This window comes from Leucobacter sp. GX0328 (genome assembly GCF_053567315.1).
This window is the reverse complement of record NZ_JBSGPC010000001.1, coordinates 388,595-406,535: the sequence shown is the minus strand read 5'-3', so window position 1 is coordinate 406,535 and position 17,941 is coordinate 388,595. Positions and strand designations below refer to the sequence as shown.

The 17,941-nt window shown below is 62.2% G+C and carries 15 protein-coding genes; 11 read left to right on the top strand and 4 right to left on the bottom strand.

Going from position 1 to position 17,941, the window contains the following annotated elements:
- Positions 1-51: 51 nt before the first annotated feature.
- Positions 52-4,986 (top strand): SdrD B-like domain-containing protein, encoded by a 4,935-nt coding sequence (locus ACUYTF_RS01805; protein WP_449279248.1) that lies wholly within the window; start codon positions 52-54, stop codon positions 4,984-4,986.
- A gap of 919 nt (positions 4,987-5,905) precedes the next feature.
- Here the strand turns inward: ACUYTF_RS01805 and ACUYTF_RS01800 are convergent.
- From ACUYTF_RS01800 to ACUYTF_RS01785, 4 genes are all read right to left on the bottom strand, one after another.
- Positions 5,906-6,469: a hypothetical protein gene (locus tag ACUYTF_RS01800; RefSeq protein WP_449279247.1), complete on the bottom strand. Its 564-nt coding sequence runs from the start codon at positions 6,467-6,469 to the stop codon at positions 5,906-5,908.
- Positions 6,466-6,717 (bottom strand): hypothetical protein, encoded by a 252-nt coding sequence (locus ACUYTF_RS01795; protein WP_449279246.1) that lies wholly within the window; start codon positions 6,715-6,717, stop codon positions 6,466-6,468. The genes ACUYTF_RS01800 and ACUYTF_RS01795 overlap by 4 nt, the downstream gene beginning before the upstream one ends.
- Positions 6,718-6,788: 71 nt before the next feature.
- A complete protein-coding gene (locus ACUYTF_RS01790) occupies positions 6,789-7,448 on the bottom strand; it encodes a DUF6349 family protein (RefSeq protein WP_449279245.1) in 660 nt (219 codons plus the stop codon).
- A gap of 4 nt (positions 7,449-7,452) precedes the next feature.
- Positions 7,453-7,713, bottom strand: a complete 261-nt coding sequence (locus tag ACUYTF_RS01785; protein WP_449279244.1) for a hypothetical protein — start codon at positions 7,711-7,713, stop codon at positions 7,453-7,455.
- 438 nt (positions 7,714-8,151) lie between these two features.
- On the opposite strand from ACUYTF_RS01785, the gene ACUYTF_RS01780 reads away from it, so the two are divergent.
- The 10 genes from ACUYTF_RS01780 to ACUYTF_RS01735 all read left to right on the top strand — a co-directional run bounded on the left by ACUYTF_RS01780 (position 8,152) and on the right by ACUYTF_RS01735 (position 17,604).
- Complete coding sequence (locus tag ACUYTF_RS01780; protein WP_449279243.1) at positions 8,152-8,736, top strand: hypothetical protein; 585 nt, start codon at positions 8,152-8,154, stop codon at positions 8,734-8,736.
- Positions 8,726-9,241, top strand: coding sequence for a hypothetical protein (locus ACUYTF_RS01775; RefSeq protein WP_434141146.1), 516 nt, complete (start codon positions 8,726-8,728; stop codon positions 9,239-9,241). Before ACUYTF_RS01780 ends, ACUYTF_RS01775 begins: the two co-directional genes overlap by 11 nt.
- On the top strand, positions 9,238-10,125 hold the full coding sequence (locus ACUYTF_RS01770; RefSeq protein WP_434141148.1) for a hypothetical protein: 888 nt from the start codon (positions 9,238-9,240) through the stop codon (positions 10,123-10,125). The genes ACUYTF_RS01775 and ACUYTF_RS01770 overlap by 4 nt, the downstream gene beginning before the upstream one ends.
- Positions 10,126-10,340: 215 nt before the next feature.
- Positions 10,341-10,757 (top strand): M23 family metallopeptidase, encoded by a 417-nt coding sequence (locus ACUYTF_RS01765; protein WP_449279242.1) that lies wholly within the window; start codon positions 10,341-10,343, stop codon positions 10,755-10,757.
- A 117-nt stretch (positions 10,758-10,874) separates the two neighbouring features.
- Positions 10,875-11,141: a hypothetical protein gene (locus tag ACUYTF_RS01760; protein WP_434141150.1), complete on the top strand. Its 267-nt coding sequence runs from the start codon at positions 10,875-10,877 to the stop codon at positions 11,139-11,141.
- Positions 11,142-12,341: a hypothetical protein gene (locus tag ACUYTF_RS01755; protein ID WP_449279241.1), complete on the top strand. Its 1,200-nt coding sequence runs from the start codon at positions 11,142-11,144 to the stop codon at positions 12,339-12,341.
- Positions 12,338-13,831 carry an SCO6880 family protein gene (locus tag ACUYTF_RS01750; RefSeq protein ID WP_434141152.1) on the top strand — a complete coding sequence of 498 codons (1,494 nt, stop codon included), beginning with the start codon at positions 12,338-12,340 and terminating at the stop codon, positions 13,829-13,831. Before ACUYTF_RS01755 ends, ACUYTF_RS01750 begins: the two co-directional genes overlap by 4 nt.
- Before the next feature lie 11 nt (positions 13,832-13,842).
- Positions 13,843-15,315 (top strand): hypothetical protein, encoded by a 1,473-nt coding sequence (locus tag ACUYTF_RS01745; protein WP_434141153.1) that lies wholly within the window; start codon positions 13,843-13,845, stop codon positions 15,313-15,315.
- A complete protein-coding gene (locus ACUYTF_RS01740; protein ID WP_434141154.1) occupies positions 15,312-15,794 on the top strand; it encodes a hypothetical protein in 483 nt (160 codons plus the stop codon). The genes ACUYTF_RS01745 and ACUYTF_RS01740 overlap by 4 nt, the downstream gene beginning before the upstream one ends.
- 13 nt (positions 15,795-15,807) lie before the next feature.
- The gene (locus ACUYTF_RS01735; protein WP_449279240.1) at positions 15,808-17,604 is read left to right on the top strand and encodes a type IV secretory system conjugative DNA transfer family protein; all 1,797 of its coding nucleotides are present in this window, start codon (positions 15,808-15,810) and stop codon (positions 17,602-17,604) included.
- Positions 17,605-17,941: the final 337 nt, after the last annotated feature.

The following is a 17,941-nucleotide window of genomic DNA, read 5'->3' as shown; positions in this document are numbered from 1 at the left end:
GAGCGATCTACCGCAGAACCCTGTTGTTGTATTGAGACAAGAGGAGACACATTGCATATCAGCGACCCATCACCGGGCATCCGCCCCGTGAGACGATCCCAATTCCGGAGGGAGGGGGGAAAGCTCATTGCCTCGGCGCTCGCGTTGGCTCTCGCATTCACTCTTACTCCTGCGACCGCTTCTTGGGCTGAGGAATCCGAAGTACCAGCCGATGAATCCCCGGCGACCTCAGAGGCACTGGACGAGCCGGAAGATGCAGGTGAGAGCACCCAGGATGTAGATACCTCTGAGGTGCCCGCGCCGTCTGCCGAAGACGCGCCTGTAATCACGCCGTTCGCAGCAGGTGAGGGCACGCTGAGCCTGACAGTCTCGCAACAGACCGGGACTGAGCCGTTCCAAGACAACGACGACGCCGGCAACGACTCCGGGCCCGATAACGACATCGTGCGCACGAACGATACGATCACCACCAGCCTTGGTATCCGATACGAGGGCGAGGACCACACAAACCCGACGATCACCATCACGATCCCGAAGGGGCAGGAGCTCGTAAGCCTGCCGCCCTACTGCGGTCCCGGTTCGTCGGTGACCCCGGAGTCGCTTCCTGATCCGGACGTGCCGCTCACTGCGACTTCGTGGGAATCGCTCCCCGAACAGATCGTCATCTGCGCGTTGGACGACGTAACTATGGGGACATCGCTGGATTATTCGTTCCTCACACAGGTTCGGCCGGAGGTCCCGAACGGCACCGAGATGGACCCGATCTCGTTTGAGGTGATCAGCGAGCAGGCTGAGGCTACGCAGATCGAGACCGTTCCGGCAACCGTCTCCGCGAAGGCGCAGTTCGACCTGTCGAAGCGCGTCGCCGCGAGCCAGCCGAACCAAGGCCCGCTGTTTCAGAACTCCGAGCCGTGTGAGCGCGACGATTCTCGGACGTGCCGGGTGATTGCGTACCCGGTGAGCGTCACCGTGCCTGCCAGTGGCAAGGGGACGACCCCGCTTTCCAGTCCGATCTCCTTCGAGGAGAACCTTGACCCGGCCTCCTTCTTCGGCGCGACCGTCTGGAGTCAAATGGTTACTGCCGCGGGCTCTGAGGCCGCCGCACGCGACGCCTACGCGCCCAGCATGAAAGACTGCGGCCTTATCACTCAGGGTTCGGGCTTCCGTTCCAGCCTGCCGTACAGCAGGATCGGGCTGGGCGAGTACGCGACCGAATCGAACTCGGTACGAGATACGGGCAGCATCAACTGTCCAAGTGGTACGCCGGGCGAAAACGTTACTATCACGATCACGGATGTTGACACGAGCGCGGCTACCGTACCGACCACGACCGGTAGCGGGAACGCTCTCCCGGCGAACCTTGGCTTCGTGGTGTCGTTCGAACTGCGCGTTCAGGTGCCGCAGGATGCGGTGCTTGACTTCGGTGGCGGTGATACCGAGGGTGTGTACGCGCTTGACACGCACAACGAGTACGTCAATGTTCAGATGAATGGGATCGACGGCACCCCGAACGTGGACGACCCGAGCAACAACGACCGCGACGCGAATGTCCGCATCCAGCTCAATGGCAGCTTCGACAAAGCCTTCACAGGGATCTTCGGGACTGACGGGAACACCTCGGCGCTGGACTACACCGGCAGCTACTTCTTTGAGGGACTTCCGGGCTCTGGTAAGTGGAAAGACGGCAACACCGTGGTAATGCCGGGTCAATCGGTGCAAAGCGTGCTGTTGACCGGCAACGAAGGGGCTGCTGGCACCGGTGAACAGTTCTCGCGCACGATGGTGTCGTGCGACGTGTGGGATCCCTCGCGGCTCGCACTCGCTGCGCACCCGGACTGGCATGGCTTTAACACCGGGATGTATCCGAGCAACGGCGAACCTGTGTTCGTAGCGCGATACCGAGAAGGGAACACAAACCATCCCGCTTCGAGTATCGGTACCCCGACTTCCGGCGTGCAGGACCTCCGGATCGAGTACAGCAGCGGCCCGGCTGGCGCCGGTGCCGACAGCGATTGCTCGAGCGGCACCTGGGTGACCGACCCCGGCGAGGTTGCTGGCGCGAGCGTCTCCACCGACGACCAGGGGCGCACCATCTGGGCCGGGGTCAACCGCGTCCGTGTGAGCTTCCACACCGCCTACCCCGAGGGGACGACCTTCGCCGGGATCACCGCCGACTTCGCGATCGGACAGGTAGTTCTCGATTCCGAGGACACGTCGCCCATCGGCAACTGGGCCTCGCAGATGTATGCGAACGGGGTCATGACGGCCGAGGAAGTCACTGAGGCTCCGAACCGCGCCGACCGCGTCCCGAGCTACGACCCCGAGACTCACAAGGGCGGGCTCGGTGATCGCCTCATTCTGGGCGAGGCGATCGTCCGTGTAAAGAAGTACGTCGAGAACCCGACCACAGGCGAGTTCGTAGACACCGCGGTCCCGCAGTACACATCCGGTACCACTGTGCGATACCGCCTCAACCCCTCCTTGTCAACGTCTGTCCCTGTTGAGGGCAGCACTGCCGAGGTGATCGTTGAGGATTGCCTGCCGAAGTATCAGGTGTTCCAGAGTGCAACCCAAGGCGATGCCGCATTGAGTCCAGAGCTCGTACAGTACGGTGCACCCGCCAATGCTGAACTCGACTGCGCCGACGATCGTCAGTATGTGCGTTGGAACCTCGGCGCCCTTCCGGTCGGACAGCCCATTGAACCGATCGTGGTCACCGCCGAGATCCTCGACGTCGCCGGCAACGGCGTCTACACGAACGACGTGTTGGTGTCCTCGCCGGCCGACCAGAGCGACGCATCCGTACGTTCCGATGATCGTCAGATGCAGCTGGTGGTGCCGACGGGAATCAAGATCTCCAAGACAGTTGATAAGCCGGTCATCGAGTTGAACCAGGACTGGGTGACGAACCCGCGTACTCTGCGCTGGACGGTGCAGTTCGCGAACATCGACGCGCCGTCGAACGTAGAGAACGTAGACGTCATCGACGTGTTGCCCGCGAACGGGCTGAACGGCAATGATTTCGATGGCACGCTCGTGTTCGACTCCGCGGCCCCCACAGCGGGTGACGACATCGTGATTCTCTACACCAGTGCTACGGCAGCGTCGCTGAACTCGGACCCTTCTGACCCGTCGAACGCGACGGATGGGGCGACGGTGTGGTGTGACGCGGTGGCCGGTGCGGTGATCTCCGGTGACGGGACGGCTGCGAATTGCCCGCAGACGAACGAGGAGGTCACAGGGCTCCGGTTCCAGCGTGCTGGAGCATTCACCCCGGATCACGACTTCGCAGTCGCGATCAACATGACACCGGTCGGCAATGCCGCAGGCGACGTATACCGCAATATCACCTCGGGCCGCGTAGACGGTGTTTCCCAGGGGGTTGGACCCGCTGCGCGCGTCGTGAACGTCGTCTCTTCCTCCGTCGGTGACCGTGTCTGGGACGACCTGAATGGCAACGGTTTACAGGACGACGGTGAGCCGGGTATCTCGGACATTCCGGTTCGTCTGCTCGGTACCGATGCCGATGGGAACACGGTCGACCTATCGACCACGACAGATGCCGATGGCATGTACCTCTTCGAGGAGCTCGCTTCTGGCAGCTATCGAGTCGTGTTCGACGCGTCGGGCCTCACCGGATACACCTTCACTGAGAAGCATGCCGGCGGCGACACCGAGATCGACTCGAACGCGGACCCCGCGACGGGAGAGAGCGACGAATTCGAGCTCGCAGCCGATACCGACGATCTGTCGATCGATGCAGGCCTCGTACAGCACACTGGTGGCCTGATCATCAACAAGCTGCTCGAAGGCGTCGGAGTTGAGGAGTTCGCGGCGTCGGACGAGCTGACCTTCAATGTGGTCTGCATGGTCGACGGTGAGCGCGTGTTCGAACAGGACGTCACCTTGCAGGTGAACGGCGGGTCCTCGGTCACCTCAGATGCGCTGGAGCCGATCCCAGCCGGCGCCGAGTGCACCGTCACCGAGACCGTGGCTGGGAACGCAGACCCGGACGCGCTGCCTGATCCGGTGGTTGTCACGATCCCGTGGAACCCGTCGACAGGAGAATCCGGCACGGTGACCGCGTCGCTGACGAACTACTACTCCGCCGGCACAATCGAGGTGTCAAAGGCTCTCGCGGGCGACGACATCGCGGTCGAGGCCGCACAGGATCGCATGTTCGAGATCCTCGTCACCTGCCAGGTCGAAGAAGTGAACGACGCAGGCGAGACCGTGCGCTCTGATGTCTACTCCGGCGTGGTGAAGATCAAGGGTGGACAGACGAAGGTCCTCGTCGGCGACAACGACGAGCCTCGTCTCCTGCCGCTCGGGGCTCGCTGCTTCGGCGAGGAGACCGTCACCGGTGGTGCAGCTCAGTCCGAGATCGATTTCGACTCGTGGGAGAACTCGGTCGCCGTCACCAGCGGTACTCCCGAGGACCTGCAGGCGCTCACGATCTCGGCGGTGAACACGTTCGAGAACGCGGAACTGACGGTGTCGAAGAAGGTCGAGGGCCCCGGTACCGGTGGTGCGTACGACTTCACTCTCGCCTGCACCATTCCCGGCACGGGTGAGAACGGTGAGGCCGTGGATGGCGACTACGTGCTGCCCGCGGCTGATGCATCCTTCAGTCTGAAGGACGGCCAGTCACGGACGATCACGGTTCCGGCAGGGGTGACTTGCCAGGTCGCAGAGACCAACGTGCCAAACGGCGCAAAGGTCACGGTCTCGGACAGTGATGACACGACCGCAGGCGGGGATAGCGACGGCATCGTCGCGAACCTCACCGGGGTGAAGAACGTAGTAAGGGTAACCAACACCTTCACCACGCCACCCCCAGTGCCGGGCCTTGCGATCACCGGCGGGCAGTTCCTCGGCGGTGCGGCTCTCCTCGGTGCAGGACTCCTCCTCGTTGGCGGCGCAGTATTCCTGCTCCGCAAACGCCGTAGCGAGAACACTGCAACCGGCGACATCGCTCAAGGGTAGGTAGCCTCGGAGATTCCCTGGTCCCGACCGAGACCTAATGTGGTTCTCAGTTGGGGCCAGGGAATCCCGAAACCAGATCGGCCCAGACCCTGAGCGTTTCCTAACACCGAGCACTGTCTCGTATGTGGCCTGAGTCACTGGGAAGTGCCCTCATGCCCGCTCACAACATCAATGATTTTGACCACTGACTTCTTGAACACAGAATCTTTAGTAATTGTGTCCAAGACTTGACCACCCGTGCTGTTACCAGTGCGGGTGACAGGCCGCCACTCATAGCTCCCTAATAGCGCCGTAATCCTTGAACTCTGCACCTCCCTCTTCCCCCCCTGGGAATCGTGCCCCATAGTTCCGGACAATCGGTCGGGTGGCGGCCGCCGCCAGGATCCCCTTGATGCCCGCAAGGGTCATGACTACCACACACGGCATCACCTCGGCGGCATCCCCCAAGGTGCGGCTCTGGACCCCGCTGACTTCATTCGTGGAGACGCAGGCGTCCAGAGCCGTACCGCCCGAACTGTTCGACCAGTCCTTTCGGCCTCGCTATTCCTCAACTAGTTCCAAGCACTCGAAGACGTGTGTTCATGACAGTGGAGTTCCCGCTACTCATCTCAGTTTGAGTACTGTCCTCAATAAGAAAACTCTTCTTGGCTGGCAGCACGTTCACTAGTCAGAATTGGGGCGAAGCTTCGTTGACTCAGCTTGGCGTTGAGTACGTTTGTACGGCAGGTGGCCCGTACACACAGTTCTTGATGGTTGCCAGAGGGGGCCTTACTTACGTTGGTGGCACGCCTTTCTCGGACAGTCATCGATGACCACCGAAGATTCAGGCTCACCCTGTAGCTGAGTGTGGATTTCTGATGGGCCATCCGATTTTGCGGAGAGCCCATCATGCATATATCGGACTGGTCGGCGGGCTCGTTCACTGTATTCCGGTGTTCCAGGGTTCCGGGAGGAGGCCATCGCATGCATCGGTGACGGCGTTTGAGCCGGGGAACAGGTCGTGGAGTTCGTCGTGACCGGCTTGGTATCCGAGCGCTGCAAGGACCCATCTCGTCCAGGCTGCCGGTTTTGCTCCAGCGAAGCCGCGCTTGTTCTCTACTCCGGCGTGCAGCACGTCGTCGACAGCGAGGCCGGTCCCGTGGGCTCGCCTTCCCGCAGGTATTCGTACCAGGACAATCTCGTATGAGGAGCGGATTCGCGCTCCCGATGGTTGCGCGTTGCCGCGATGCCAGATCATGACGCGCACGTCGGTCGGCATTGCTGGCCGAAGAGCTTCTAGGTAGTCGGGTGCGCCGGCGTACGCCCAGCCGTCGTAATCGGTCTCGAGCGTGCGGAGCAGTGCGTGGTGCGTCTCGATCCGGTCGTACTCGGCTGCCTGGAGATGCTCGTCAGCGCGGCCGACGCCGCCGCGGTGCCCGCGGCCGGACCCATACCAGCGGTTTGCGCGACCGAAGTACGGTGGGTCGGCGATCGCGAGCTTCATCGGCGCGGCTCAATGAGATTTAGGCCGGCGAGGCCGTCTGGATCGATCTGCTGCTGCCACCAGGGATCGGTCGGACGGTCGCAAGAAGGGCACGTGCCGAGGGGGCCATCCTGCGCGAGGTGACTGCGGACGACGACCGTGCCGCACCAGGAATGCTGGAGGATCTGCTGCAATCCGACCTTTATCGCGATGGTGGGTTCGTTACTGAGCCGGAGTGCCGATAGATCAAACTTCAGAGGCTCGCTCATGGGGTCTCCTTCGAAGGTGCTTTTGCTTTGTAGATGTGCGGGGCGGCGCTGAGCGCTGCCCCGCACCCTTGCTATTGGAGGGCAGTGTGGGAGAGGTCGTAGCCTCCCCACGGAGAGCGCCCGGGAACGTGGCGGGTGCCGTACTCGGTACGTTCAGTGATGATCGGGTGACCGGCCTGCCTGGCCTCGAACGGATAGTGTTCGTCGACCCAGTCGGAGAACCGCTGGCTTCCCTTCTTGGTCTCGCGGTCCTGAACGAGTTTGAGTGGCACGACGGGGAGTGTGCGCCAGCTGGCGAGGGCGTGGTCGTGCCAGGCTTCGACCGCTGCGGATTCGTTTCTGCTGATGTGGTTCCAGCTGCAGGGCTCGCAGATGATCTGCGTCATCATCGTGCCGGGGAGTTCCCCTTCGGGGTGGGTGTGGCTGCGTTGGACTTCGTATTGGTCGCTGCAGACTGCTTCCGCGGTGAAGAGTGCGCATTGATGGTTGACGGTGTACGGTTTCGGTTCGAACTCGAAGCCGTCGCGGTGTGGATCGCGGTGCCACATGTGGCTGTCGGGGATGCATCCGAAGTGGCCGTTCTCGAAGATCCAGCGTTCGAATGCGGCATCGAGTTCTGCGGGGGTGTAGTAGTTCTCGTGGTAGCGCAGCGGCGCCCCGTGCCATTGGGGCGCCGCTGCTACGTCTGCTTCGTGGAGCAGGTCGTCGATTGCGAACATCTGCTGGCTCATGGGGTCACTTTCCCTGGAGACGGGCGAGGGTTGCGCGGGCGTAGGCGATCCAGGCGGCCGCGGTGCCCGTGTGGACGCTGCCGGTGCCGTATGCTGCTGCGAGATCCCGGAGGTTCGTGATGAGCTGCCCGACGGTGATGGTGCCGAGGTATCTGACGGGGGTCTCGCGCATGCTGCTGGCGACCTGGTCGCTGTTGAACTGCTGCGTGTACTGCTCGGCGAGTGCCGTGAGTTCCTGGGCCTGAGGCTGGGTGATGCCGCTCATGAGTTGGTGTCCTTTCTGCGGGGTGCGATCCAGAGGCGGTAGCCGGCGATGAGCCAGAGCGCGCCGATGAGGACGGCTGCTGCTCCGGGTTCGATCTGGTCTTGCATCGTGGTTCTCCAATCCCTCCCCTCACGTTTTCTTGCCGTGAAGGCACGTAGTGCCTGTCGTTGCGGATGCCGTGGAGCACAATCCGCAGCGGGATGCCTGCACGGCGCAGCATTGCTGCGACGGGCGAGCATCCCGTGTCAAGCGCGCCCCAGCATGGGGTGTGCGGGCGGTTGTGTGGAGCGGTGGCCGCCGTAGACTGCCGCAGGCTTCACGGCAAGAAAAACGGGGCGTAGCCCGAAAATGGGCCCGGCACTTGTGCCGGGTTCGTCCAGGCGTGCATGAGCACGCTTTCCCGCGAAGCGGTCTGCGCGGGTCGCTGGTTCGTTGGGCATGAGGATGAATTCGGCATATCGGCAGATTGCGCGGTCGCTCCAGCGCCGTGAGGAGCAGCGCAGCCGTGAGGAACGACTGGAGCGGGAACAGAAGAAGGCGGCTGACGCGCAGCGGCATGCCGAGTATTTGAACGAGCAGTTAGAGCTGCTAGATGGAGCGTTTCGCGCCAGGCGGGCAACGCTCCGAGTGAGATCGACGAGGACCGACCACGTTCTCGAACTGCGCTGGGACACGGGCGTGGGAGTGCCGGCAGTACTTGGGTGGGTGGCCGCAACAGTCGTTGTGATCGTCGGGATAGTCGTGGTCCGAGATGCAGTCTTCTCGGCGATCTCCTTGTTCTCCCTCGCTGCACTTCTGGCTTTGGCAGTCCTCTGGGTTGTGGAAGCTCCGAAGATGTCGGAACTCCACATCAGTGCTGACGACGTTCTGGTTGAGGAACTTCTCGAGTCGATGCGCACAGGGGATAGCGCGGAGGTGTCGTTGCGGGTGCGGGCGCTTCTGCGACGCCAACCGGGGACGAAAGTGACGAAGGGAACGTCATTGCTTCGTCAGTGGCGGTCCGGGGTACGCCGTGGTGCGTGAACGCGGGGCACGGCCGGAGGAACCAGTGGCGCCGGCATCTGCTGTTCCATCGCCGCCGGCGTTGCCGATCAACTGGTGGCGGTTGGACATCGAGGAGCAGGCGGAGACGCTGGAAGTGCTCGTTGAGTGGGTGCCAGAATTGGTGCGCCGGTACGGGCTTTCGGACGCGTATGTTCCGCCGTGCTGGTACGAGCACGAGGCGCTCGTGCAGGAGCTCCTGGCGCTGTTCCAGTACCGGAACCAGCAGCAGTTCAATGAAGCGTTAGGCCCGCCGCCGTCGGCGCCACTGGACTATCACTATCAGCAGCAGTTGGCATTGACGCGTCTCAGATTTTGGGCAGCGATGACGGGTTGCAACTCTGCCGAGCACTTTCCCGCCCAGGTGCAGTCCTGGGCAGATCTCAGCAGCGTGCGTGCAGCCATGTGGGAAACCACAGTGTCCGACGCTATCGATACGTTGCGTCAGACACATTCGAACGGAACCGAAGAGGAAGGAAGCTCGTGATGACTTGGTGGAGGTCGCAGCCGGCAGGTCGCCGCGCAAAGTTCATGATCCTGATGGTCGTGCTGGCGCTGATTGTGCTCGCCGCTGTATTTGGACTGGGCCGAATGCTGTTCGCAAAGGGTGATTCCGGCATCGTCGCAGAAGGTACGGCTCCTGTGCAGCAGTCCGAGGAGGAAAGCTCGGACCCTGGCGCGGATGAGAACGGGACGAAGGCTTTCGGGATCGAATATGACGGGAACGGGATGGCGGTGATGCCGGTCACGACGGATCCGCGCGAGGCCGCTGCAGGGGCTGCGGCAGTGGCATTCTCTGTTGATTTCTCGAAGCTGTCGCGGCAAGAGTTCGTGGACGAGGCGATTGCGCGGATGACGCATCCTTCGCCGGACTACATCGGCGCGGAGGGTCAGATTCACACAGTCGTGGAGTCGGCTCCGTTCGAGGAAACGAAGCGTTATTACTGGGCTCCCGACACGGCGCTGCTAGCACTGACGGATCAGATGGCTACGCTTGACAATCCGGAGCGTTATCCGTGGTGGGAACTTGCGAGTGGTTCTTTCTATGACAACATGGCGCTGCTTCCTGACCATTTCTGGAAGGCGCATCCGGAAATCGTTCTTGGCGAGGACGAGATAGCCGAGATTGATCCCGATCTGCTTCCGCGGTTCAAGGAGGCGACGGACATGACGCCGGATACTCCCGGGGCGACGCTGACGCACTGGTGGGTGATGTCTGAGGTGGAGAATGCTCAGGTGGGCACCGCGGCCGCGTCTTCGAAGCGGCCCGCACATTTCGCGATCTGGTGCGATGCGCCTGAGGACGGTGGATTGTGCGGTGTCGCGTACACGCTTGATACGGACTTCCCCGCGATATGGCCGCGCCGGTAGCAGGGGCGGTTGCCACAGCGCTCGTTAACCGTCGCCAAGTGCTGAAGTTTGTGGGTGCGGCGGGTGCGGGCGCTGTGCTCGCAGCAGCTGGCGCCGGCGCCGGGCTCGCGTCGATACTCGCTGCGGTGACAGGTGAAGAAGATGGACTCGTGCTCGGCCCTCCGTCGGGAGATGATGGGCCCGTTGGTCCAAACGGGTGGGCTTGGCCTTCGCACATGAGAGGAATCTCCCAAGGGTTTCATGACGGCTTCAGTATCGACCTCGTCTCAGCGACGGGCGGCGCACTGTATTCGCCATACGACGGCGTGGTGATGAAAGCCGGAAGCGACGGAGGCGGCATTCCCGGCGTGTGTATGGCGAACCCGGGCTGGTGGCGGGGCGACAACTCGACGGTCATCATTCGGCACGAGTACCAGGGGCTCACCATGTTCAGTTCTCACAACCACGTCGCGCCGGGTTCGCCGGCCTCAGTGGGGGTTGCTGAAGGGATGGCGGTTCGGGCGGGGCAGACAGTCGCGCTGTCCGGGATGAGCGGGTGTACCAACGGCCCCCATACGCACTTCACGCTCGCGTCGACGAACCGCAACTACAATCCGGATATCAACCCGTATCCGTACATCGGAAGTCCTTAGAACAGAGAATTCCGGGGGTAGCCGGCCAAAGCCGGCTACCCCCGGTTCTTTGTGTCCGGTGTGCGCGGTGTGTCGCTTCTGTCAGGTGACGCAACGTCCCTTACGGAAGGAAACAGCATGCCGGATATTCAGCCGGATTTCAGTGCGCCGGGTTCATCGGCGATCATCCAGATTGTCTCGTGGGCGCTCGGCCTCGGCCTGATCGTTACGTTCCTCGCTCTGATCGGGTGCGCGGTCGGACTCGCGTTTAAGGGGTTCGGTAATCAGGGCATTCAGCAGGCCGCATCCAAGGCAATCATGTGGCTGGCACTGGGCGTTGCCGCGTTGGGCAGCGCGTCGGGAATCTGGCAGTTCCTCGTCGGTTTCGACCTGGGGATCGCCTAGATGATTGCCTGGGCGGAGTCCCCGAAGGTCGATTTCGATTGCGGTTTCGCCGACATCCTTTGTGCGGCGACTGAATCGCAAGCGAACTGGATGGTGGACGTCATCAACTGGCTCGCCGAGGCCGTTCTGGAGGATGAAGGACTCCGTCCAGGCGATTCACTGTGGTCCGCTGTCACGAGTGAAGCCGGCCTCTGGCTGGGGATGAGCATCTTCGTCATGTTCATCACCTTTATCGTCGGCATAGCCGCGGGTGCAGTGATGCAGAGACCGGAACTGATCAAGCGAAGTCTGATCAGTACGGCGCTGTCGCTGCCAGCGTTCTACTTCGCATTCTTCATCGTCGGTGAAGGGCTCCGCGTGATCGATGAGTTCACCGGAGGTCTGTTGACTCGCCTGGTGGGAGAGGACGGGTTCGCTGCTCTCATCGAGGCGCTGTTCGAGGGAGACATGAAACTTGGGGTAGTCGGCGCGATGGTGTCACCGCCGATTGGGCGGATGATGGTGGTCATCGTTCTGATGGCGATAGGGATGGTCTTGATCGCGGTCGCGATGGCGTTTCGGGACTTTGCGCTGATGATCCTGATCACGTTCGCGCCACTCGCGTTTGTCCTGATGCCGGCGAAGGGCCTCGACGACGTGTGGTCGAAACGGTGGGTGAGCGCAGTAACGGCAATGGCTCTCGCGAAACCACTGATTTACGGTGTGCTGATTCTCACGATGGCCGGGTTTCGGGAAGTCGAAACGGTCTGGTCGTTCAAAGGGCTCACACTGGGGATCGGGTTCATCATGGCAGCCTTCATGCCCATCGCAGTGTATGGATTCTTCCAGTTCATGGATGGCGGCAGCGGGGGCGATCAGATCGGCCAGCGCGCAGGAAGCATGGCGACGCAGAAGGCTCAACAAACCACGAGTGTGCTCGGCCGCGCGGGGGCGAAGGCCGGCCACACGATCGGGCGCGGGGCGAGTAAGGCCCCCGGTGGACGGGCGGCAGGTAGCGGAGGCCAAAGAAACGGGAACGGTTCGACCCCTGCCGCGACTCAACCGAAGGCGGAGAGTCAGGCGCCGAAGCCGGCTCGTCCCGGGGCCGGGCCGGCCTCGTCCGGGAGGATGCCTGAAAGTGGAGCGAAGCCGCCGAGCTCTGCTCCTCGGCCGCTCGCTGCTCCACGTTCCCCGCAGGTGCCCAAGGAACCGAAACGATGAGCGAGAACCGGGTGAAGTTTGCCCGTTTGCCATCTCAAGGCGTGGTCGGAGGAATTGACGGACCTGGGTTCACGGCATTGTCGATCGCCGTCGGTGTCGGCGCAATCGCGGTGATGGGCGAGGGATTCCTGGGTCTCCTATCAGTGGTCCCGTTCTCCGGACCGCTTGCGGCGCTCGGGATGGTGCGCAGGCATGGGCAGTCGCTCGTGACGCATGTGCTTCGTGAAGCAGGAGGAATGATGCGCAAAGCAGTAGGCGCGAACAAGTACCGGGCGCGACCGGAGAAGAAGAAAGTCACGCCCGTGTCGGCATTGGATCTTCCGGGTCGGGAAGGCCGGCTGCATCTGTTCGAGACGGATTCGGGTGCAGTCGTGGTGTGGGATGCGCGCGCGGCGACCGCGACCGTGTGCTGCGTTGTGGCAACACTCGGCATGGGGATGCCTCAGAAAGATACCCCGTCGACGTTGTCGGAGAACGACCGAGACGGGCTCATCTTCGAATGGTCGAAAGTGCTGGGATCGTTCACTCAGAAGGAACACATCAAACGCATCACCCTCCTGGAGCAGGTGCGTCCGGGGACGGTCGCTGCCGAACAGCGATACTTTGCGGAACATCGGCAGGGTCGTGACGGTGGAGCCTCAGAGTCCTATGCGCAGTCGCTCGACCACGCAGCGGAAGCGGTGGTGCGTCATACGTCGATGATCGCGATCACGTTCAACCTGTCAGGAGAAGCTCGCGCTCTGGTCAAGGGCGAGCGCAGCGAGAAGGCAGGCATGCTGAAGCTCGCGGAGCTCGAGATGTCAACGACTGAAGAGGCGCTCCACAACGCGGGGTTCACGCGGACAATGTGGATGAATGCGCGCGAGTGGGGTGCCTGGGGACGGTCCTTGATCGACCCCGCATCGCAATCAGGGGTGGACGCACGTCTGGGGACGGAATGGGAAGGTGTGGACCCGCAGTCGGCGGCACCGATGGTGATGAACGACAACCGGACCAGTGTGGAGACCGATTCCGGGTGGCATCGCACGTACTGGATTCAGGAGTGGCCCCGGTATGAGACGTTCCCCGGGTTCATGTCTCGTCTGGTGTTCGCGAAGCAGCAGTCGGGGAAGCCGGTACGGCAAACGTTCATGCTCGTGGGCACTCCGGTGCAGATCGGCGAGGCGATGAAGAAGATCGAGGAGCAGAAGCGTACGTGGATCACGAACCAGGGCATCCGAGAAAAATCGGGGAAGCCGCAGACCGCGGCCGACGTCGCTGACTGGCATGCGCTCGAGCAGCAGGAGGCGGACCTTACTGCAGGCCAGGGCGAGGTGCGTTTCTCCGCATTCCTGACCGTTACGGCGACAGATCCCGAAGTGCTGGAGCAGGAATCTGCCTCGATTCGGAACGCGTGCTCGGCGACCGGTTTGGAGCCAAGGTCGATGCCGTGGCAGCAGGCGGAAGCGCTCATGAATGTCGCATTTCCGTGCGGCCTCGGGATGAAGTAGGAGGACGAAGGATGGCGAAGAAACTCCTTACGCTGGAGCAGTCGGGGCTTTCTCGGCAGGAACGCAAACGGCTCAAGAGGATCTACGCGGACGCGTTGCGAGACGACGACCAGGTAGTCAAGGAGGAAGTTGAGAAGCTTCCGATCCTTGCTCCGATGCAGTTCCAGCCCGGGTTCTGGACGTTTCCGATTCGGCGCCCGTGGCATCGTGCAACGGGGTACCAGTTGGCGGCGGCAAACACCTTCGCGGCTGCGGATGTGCACGATGCTGCCGGGCCGGTCATCGGGATAGACAAGAACAGTGGGCGCGCATTCACGCTTGACCCGTGGGAGCTGTATTTGCGTGGGCTTGTTTCGTCCCCGAACATGCTGATTCAGGGGTCGCTGCGGCAGGGTAAATCGTTCTTCATCAAGCGGTTGGTGACACTGCTTGTGGAGTTTGGAAGGCTCGCGATCAACACGTCGGACTCGAAGGGGGAACACGGCGTCGTCGCTGAGGAGATCGGTGGCGCAACGTTCAAGATGGGCGTTTTCGGGAGCCAGATCAGGTTGAATGCGCTGGATGCTCCGGAGCAGCGTGCTGATGAGAGCGACCATGACTACCGTGCCCGTTCGAAAGCGGGACGTACAGCGGTACTGCAGAAGATTGCGGGTCTTCTCACGCCAGGCGAGCGTCCGATCACTGCGCGTGAGTCGACGATTCTGGATTGGGCCGTCGACGAGGTCGTGTCGGAGACGAACGACCGACCGACGATCCGGGCGGTCTGGGAGAAGATCGGGTCCCCGGCACTGTTGGAGTACGGCAACGGATACTTCGAGCGCGGCGATGCACGCGACTTGATCGATGGTCTGCGCCGTCTGGTGCATGGAGACCTCGGGGGCATGTTCGACACTGACTCATCGGTGCGACTCGATCCTGACTCCCCGTATACGGTGATCGACACTTTCGCGATCGCGCAACGCGGTGACCAAGCCTTGGGCGTTACGCAGGCGGTCACGAATGCGTGGGTGCAGAACACGATCTCCAACAAGAGCGCCGGACGCCGGTACTTCCTCATTCGTGAGGAAGGGTGGGCGGACATGCGCACGAAAGCGGCGCTCGAAGAGCACCGCGCGCAGCTGAAACTCTCCGGTGAGTACGGAGTCGCGATGGTTCTTATCGTGCACGAGGGCGGCGACTTTGACGCGGTCGGTGCAGAGGGGTCGCAGGAGCGGGAGCTCGCGAAGTCCCTGCTTCGCGGATACGCGAACCGGGTGAGTTTCTACCAGAACGAAGAGACCTTGAAGGATGCGGTGGCGAGACAGATGTTCACCCGGGCTGAGGCGGACGCGATCGGTTCGCTTCGCCGTGGCGAGTTCCTGGTGAAGATGAAATCTGGCTCCTATGTCGTCGACGGGAACCCGTTGTCGACGCAGTGGGAACGAGACCTGTTCGACACGGACAGGCAGATGCGGGAGCGCAAGAAGGAGGCGGTAGCCGCATGAGCGGTGTAAGCGAGCTATATCGGGACTTTAAGCATGGACTTGGGACGGCCCCTGGACCAGAGGATCCGTTATTCGAAGACGCTTGGGGGCTCTACCTCGACGTGACGAACCTTGTGGCCGCCAGGCTCACCGAACCTCAGCTGGGTGGAGGTTTGGGCGCCGCTGATCGTGTCGGGGTGTTCCTGGCCTGGGCCGAACCGTCACGGCGACTCTGCGAGGGAATGCCGCTGCGTGTGCCCTCTCCTGCATATCGCAGCCTGAAAGCCACTGGCAGGTACTTAGAACGCACGCTGCACCTGGGGGAGTTGGGAGAGTTCCTGAGGCTCGCAGCTCCGTTCGTCAACGACTTCAGCGGGTATGCGACTGATCAGCTGGGCCGGCAGGCGCGCCCGGTACGAGATGAATTCTCGTTCACCGCACGCGCGGGCGCACTCATGGCCGAGTCCGTAAACCGTATGGTCCCCGGAATCGACGACTAGTAAGGAACGTTTCATGCACCCCAAGTGGTCCTGGAGTACTTTGCCGTGGCAAGCTGCTATTGCGTTGGTCATCGTGCTCTGCATGTCGATGCTGCTGCTTCCGCAGCTGGCTGTACTCGCGATGACGGCCCCGGGCCGGTTCGGCGGGGAGGATCGTCTCTCTCTCGGAGCCGTGCTCGGACTGTGGGGGAAACTTGACCCGACAACAGTGACTGGGGCTAATGTTCCAGGGATTGTCCATTGGGCGCTTCTGTGCGCGGTGTTCGGGGCGGCTACAGCACTCGCGACCGTGTGGGTAGTGACCTGGCGGCGCCATAAGAAGGATCCGCAACGCAAAGTGGGGCTTGCGTCGCTCAAGGATGTAGCTCGCGAGCTCGCCACGAAACAGCTCGTGGAGAAACGTGGACCAAATCTGCGCCCCATGATCGAAGCTACTCACTTGCGGCCGTCCGATTGTGGCTATCGAGTCGGGTCCTTCTGGGGCATCGACCTGTGGATCAGGATCGAGGATCCGACTATCGTGATTGGTCCGTCTCGGTCAGGGAAGGGGTTCTTCCTGATACTGAACTGGATTCTCTCGGCACCAGGCGCGCTCATCAATACGTCCTCGAAGCTCGACAATGCTCAATGGACGATGCGCGAGCGTGAGCGGATGGGCTCGAAGACCTGGATCCTCGCCCCGGGAGTTCCTGGCGGTGACGGGTTCGAGAACGTGCTTCGTTGGGACCCCATTCCGGGCTGTACCGACGAGGAGGTGCTGCTGCGTCGAGTGAAGGGGTATGTCCCGGGCGATGCGTTCTCGGGCTCCACCTCGAATGGTGGACACTGGGACACGATCGGTCAGCAGCTCGCCGGTGCTCTCTTCCACGGGGCGGCATGCGCCGGTGTGGGCGTGGACCGAGTATGGGACTGGGTGACCTCGCCGTCCCGGGCGACTGAGGCCGTGGCGGCAATCAGGGAGCACCCTGACGGCATGCCTGAGTACGCTCGTCTGTTGGAGACAGCGATCAACACGCCCCCGGAACAACGGGCCTCAACGTGGGGAACGCTCCCCACGTCCCTCGCGTTTCTGGAGTCCCGGGCCGGCCGAAAGTGGCTACTTCCACAGGATGGAAACCAGTTCGACCCCGTGGCATTCGTGCTCGAAAAGCAAACGGCGTACTTCGTCGGCGACAAGCAGGCATCGGGAGGATACACACGCATCATCGATGGCCTGTTCGCGGAACTCGACTATGTGAGCAAGGGCATCGCGGACGCTTCTCCGGGAGGCCGCGTAGATCCACCCGTCAGCTACATACTCGATGAGCTGGGGAACTTCGAGTACCCCGGCCTGTACGAACTCATCACCGCAGGTGGCGGCCGCGGCCGCATCGTGGTGGCTGTGTTCCAGTCCAAGGAACAGCTCTCCCAATGGGGCTCCGAGAACGCGAAAACCATGTGGGACGCGGCCGTTGCCAAGATCGTGCTCCCCGGCGGAAGTGACGAAGAAGAACTCGCCCGACTCTCCAGACTGATCGGCGAACTCTGGGTGAAACGTGAATCGCATTCGTGGGGAGGCGGTCCCGCCTCGATCCAGGTGAGTGAGGAGAAACGGCTGGTGCTGGAGCCCCAGGAAATTCGCGAGATGGAAGGCGGGTACGGGCTCCTGTTCTACCGAAACCTGAAGCCCCTTGTTCCCAAGCTGCAGCCGTTCACCAAGAACCCCGCATACGACCGCTGCAAAGCAGACGCGCAGGTGGTGGCAACACAGTTGCGGGAGCAGTCGCCGTTCGCGGACCAGTTGCAGCAGTGGACTCGTCATCGTGCGTGAGCTGAGCCCGTGGGCGAGGAAATCAGAGGGCCGCAATCGCGCCCGAGAGTTCTACGCCACCTATATCGCATCTCCAGCCTGGTATCGCCGCCGGGTGCGGTGGGCTGAAGAGGAGCTCGAGCGCATCAGGCCGGCCCGGATTATGTGTCTGGGGGGATGTGGACGGGACTGGCGAGTGTCCCGCGATGACATGCATCATTCTTCCTACGCGCGTCTCGGCGATGAGGACCACGAAGATCTATGGCCGCTGTGTAGGACGTGCCATGACCTGCTGCATCATCTGCTCGATTCTTCGCGGTCGTGGCGCCGACTCGACCGGTGGGTGGCCAATCAGCAG

What these genes read in the sequence shown, in the direction of transcription:
- ACUYTF_RS01800 (WP_449279247.1), bottom strand. Translation starts at nt 6,469, where the DNA reads ATGAAGCTCGCGATCGCCGACCCACCGTACTTCGGTCGCGCAAACCGC.
- ACUYTF_RS01795 (WP_449279246.1), bottom strand. Translation starts at nt 6,717, where the DNA reads ATGAGCGAGCCTCTGAAGTTTGATCTATCGGCACTCCGGCTCAGTAAC.
- ACUYTF_RS01790 (WP_449279245.1), bottom strand. Translation starts at nt 7,448, where the DNA reads ATGAGCCAGCAGATGTTCGCAATCGACGACCTGCTCCACGAAGCAGAC.
- ACUYTF_RS01785 (WP_449279244.1), bottom strand. Translation starts at nt 7,713, where the DNA reads ATGAGCGGCATCACCCAGCCTCAGGCCCAGGAACTCACGGCACTCGCC.
- ACUYTF_RS01780 (WP_449279243.1), top strand. Translation starts at nt 8,152, where the DNA reads ATGAGGATGAATTCGGCATATCGGCAGATTGCGCGGTCGCTCCAGCGC.
- ACUYTF_RS01765 (WP_449279242.1), top strand. Translation starts at nt 10,341, where the DNA reads ATGAGAGGAATCTCCCAAGGGTTTCATGACGGCTTCAGTATCGACCTC.
- ACUYTF_RS01760 (WP_434141150.1), top strand. Translation starts at nt 10,875, where the DNA reads ATGCCGGATATTCAGCCGGATTTCAGTGCGCCGGGTTCATCGGCGATC.
- ACUYTF_RS01755 (WP_449279241.1), top strand. Translation starts at nt 11,142, where the DNA reads ATGATTGCCTGGGCGGAGTCCCCGAAGGTCGATTTCGATTGCGGTTTC.
- ACUYTF_RS01750 (WP_434141152.1), top strand. Translation starts at nt 12,338, where the DNA reads ATGAGCGAGAACCGGGTGAAGTTTGCCCGTTTGCCATCTCAAGGCGTG.
- ACUYTF_RS01745 (WP_434141153.1), top strand. Translation starts at nt 13,843, where the DNA reads ATGGCGAAGAAACTCCTTACGCTGGAGCAGTCGGGGCTTTCTCGGCAG.
- ACUYTF_RS01740 (WP_434141154.1), top strand. Translation starts at nt 15,312, where the DNA reads ATGAGCGGTGTAAGCGAGCTATATCGGGACTTTAAGCATGGACTTGGG.
- ACUYTF_RS01735 (WP_449279240.1), top strand. Translation starts at nt 15,808, where the DNA reads ATGCACCCCAAGTGGTCCTGGAGTACTTTGCCGTGGCAAGCTGCTATT.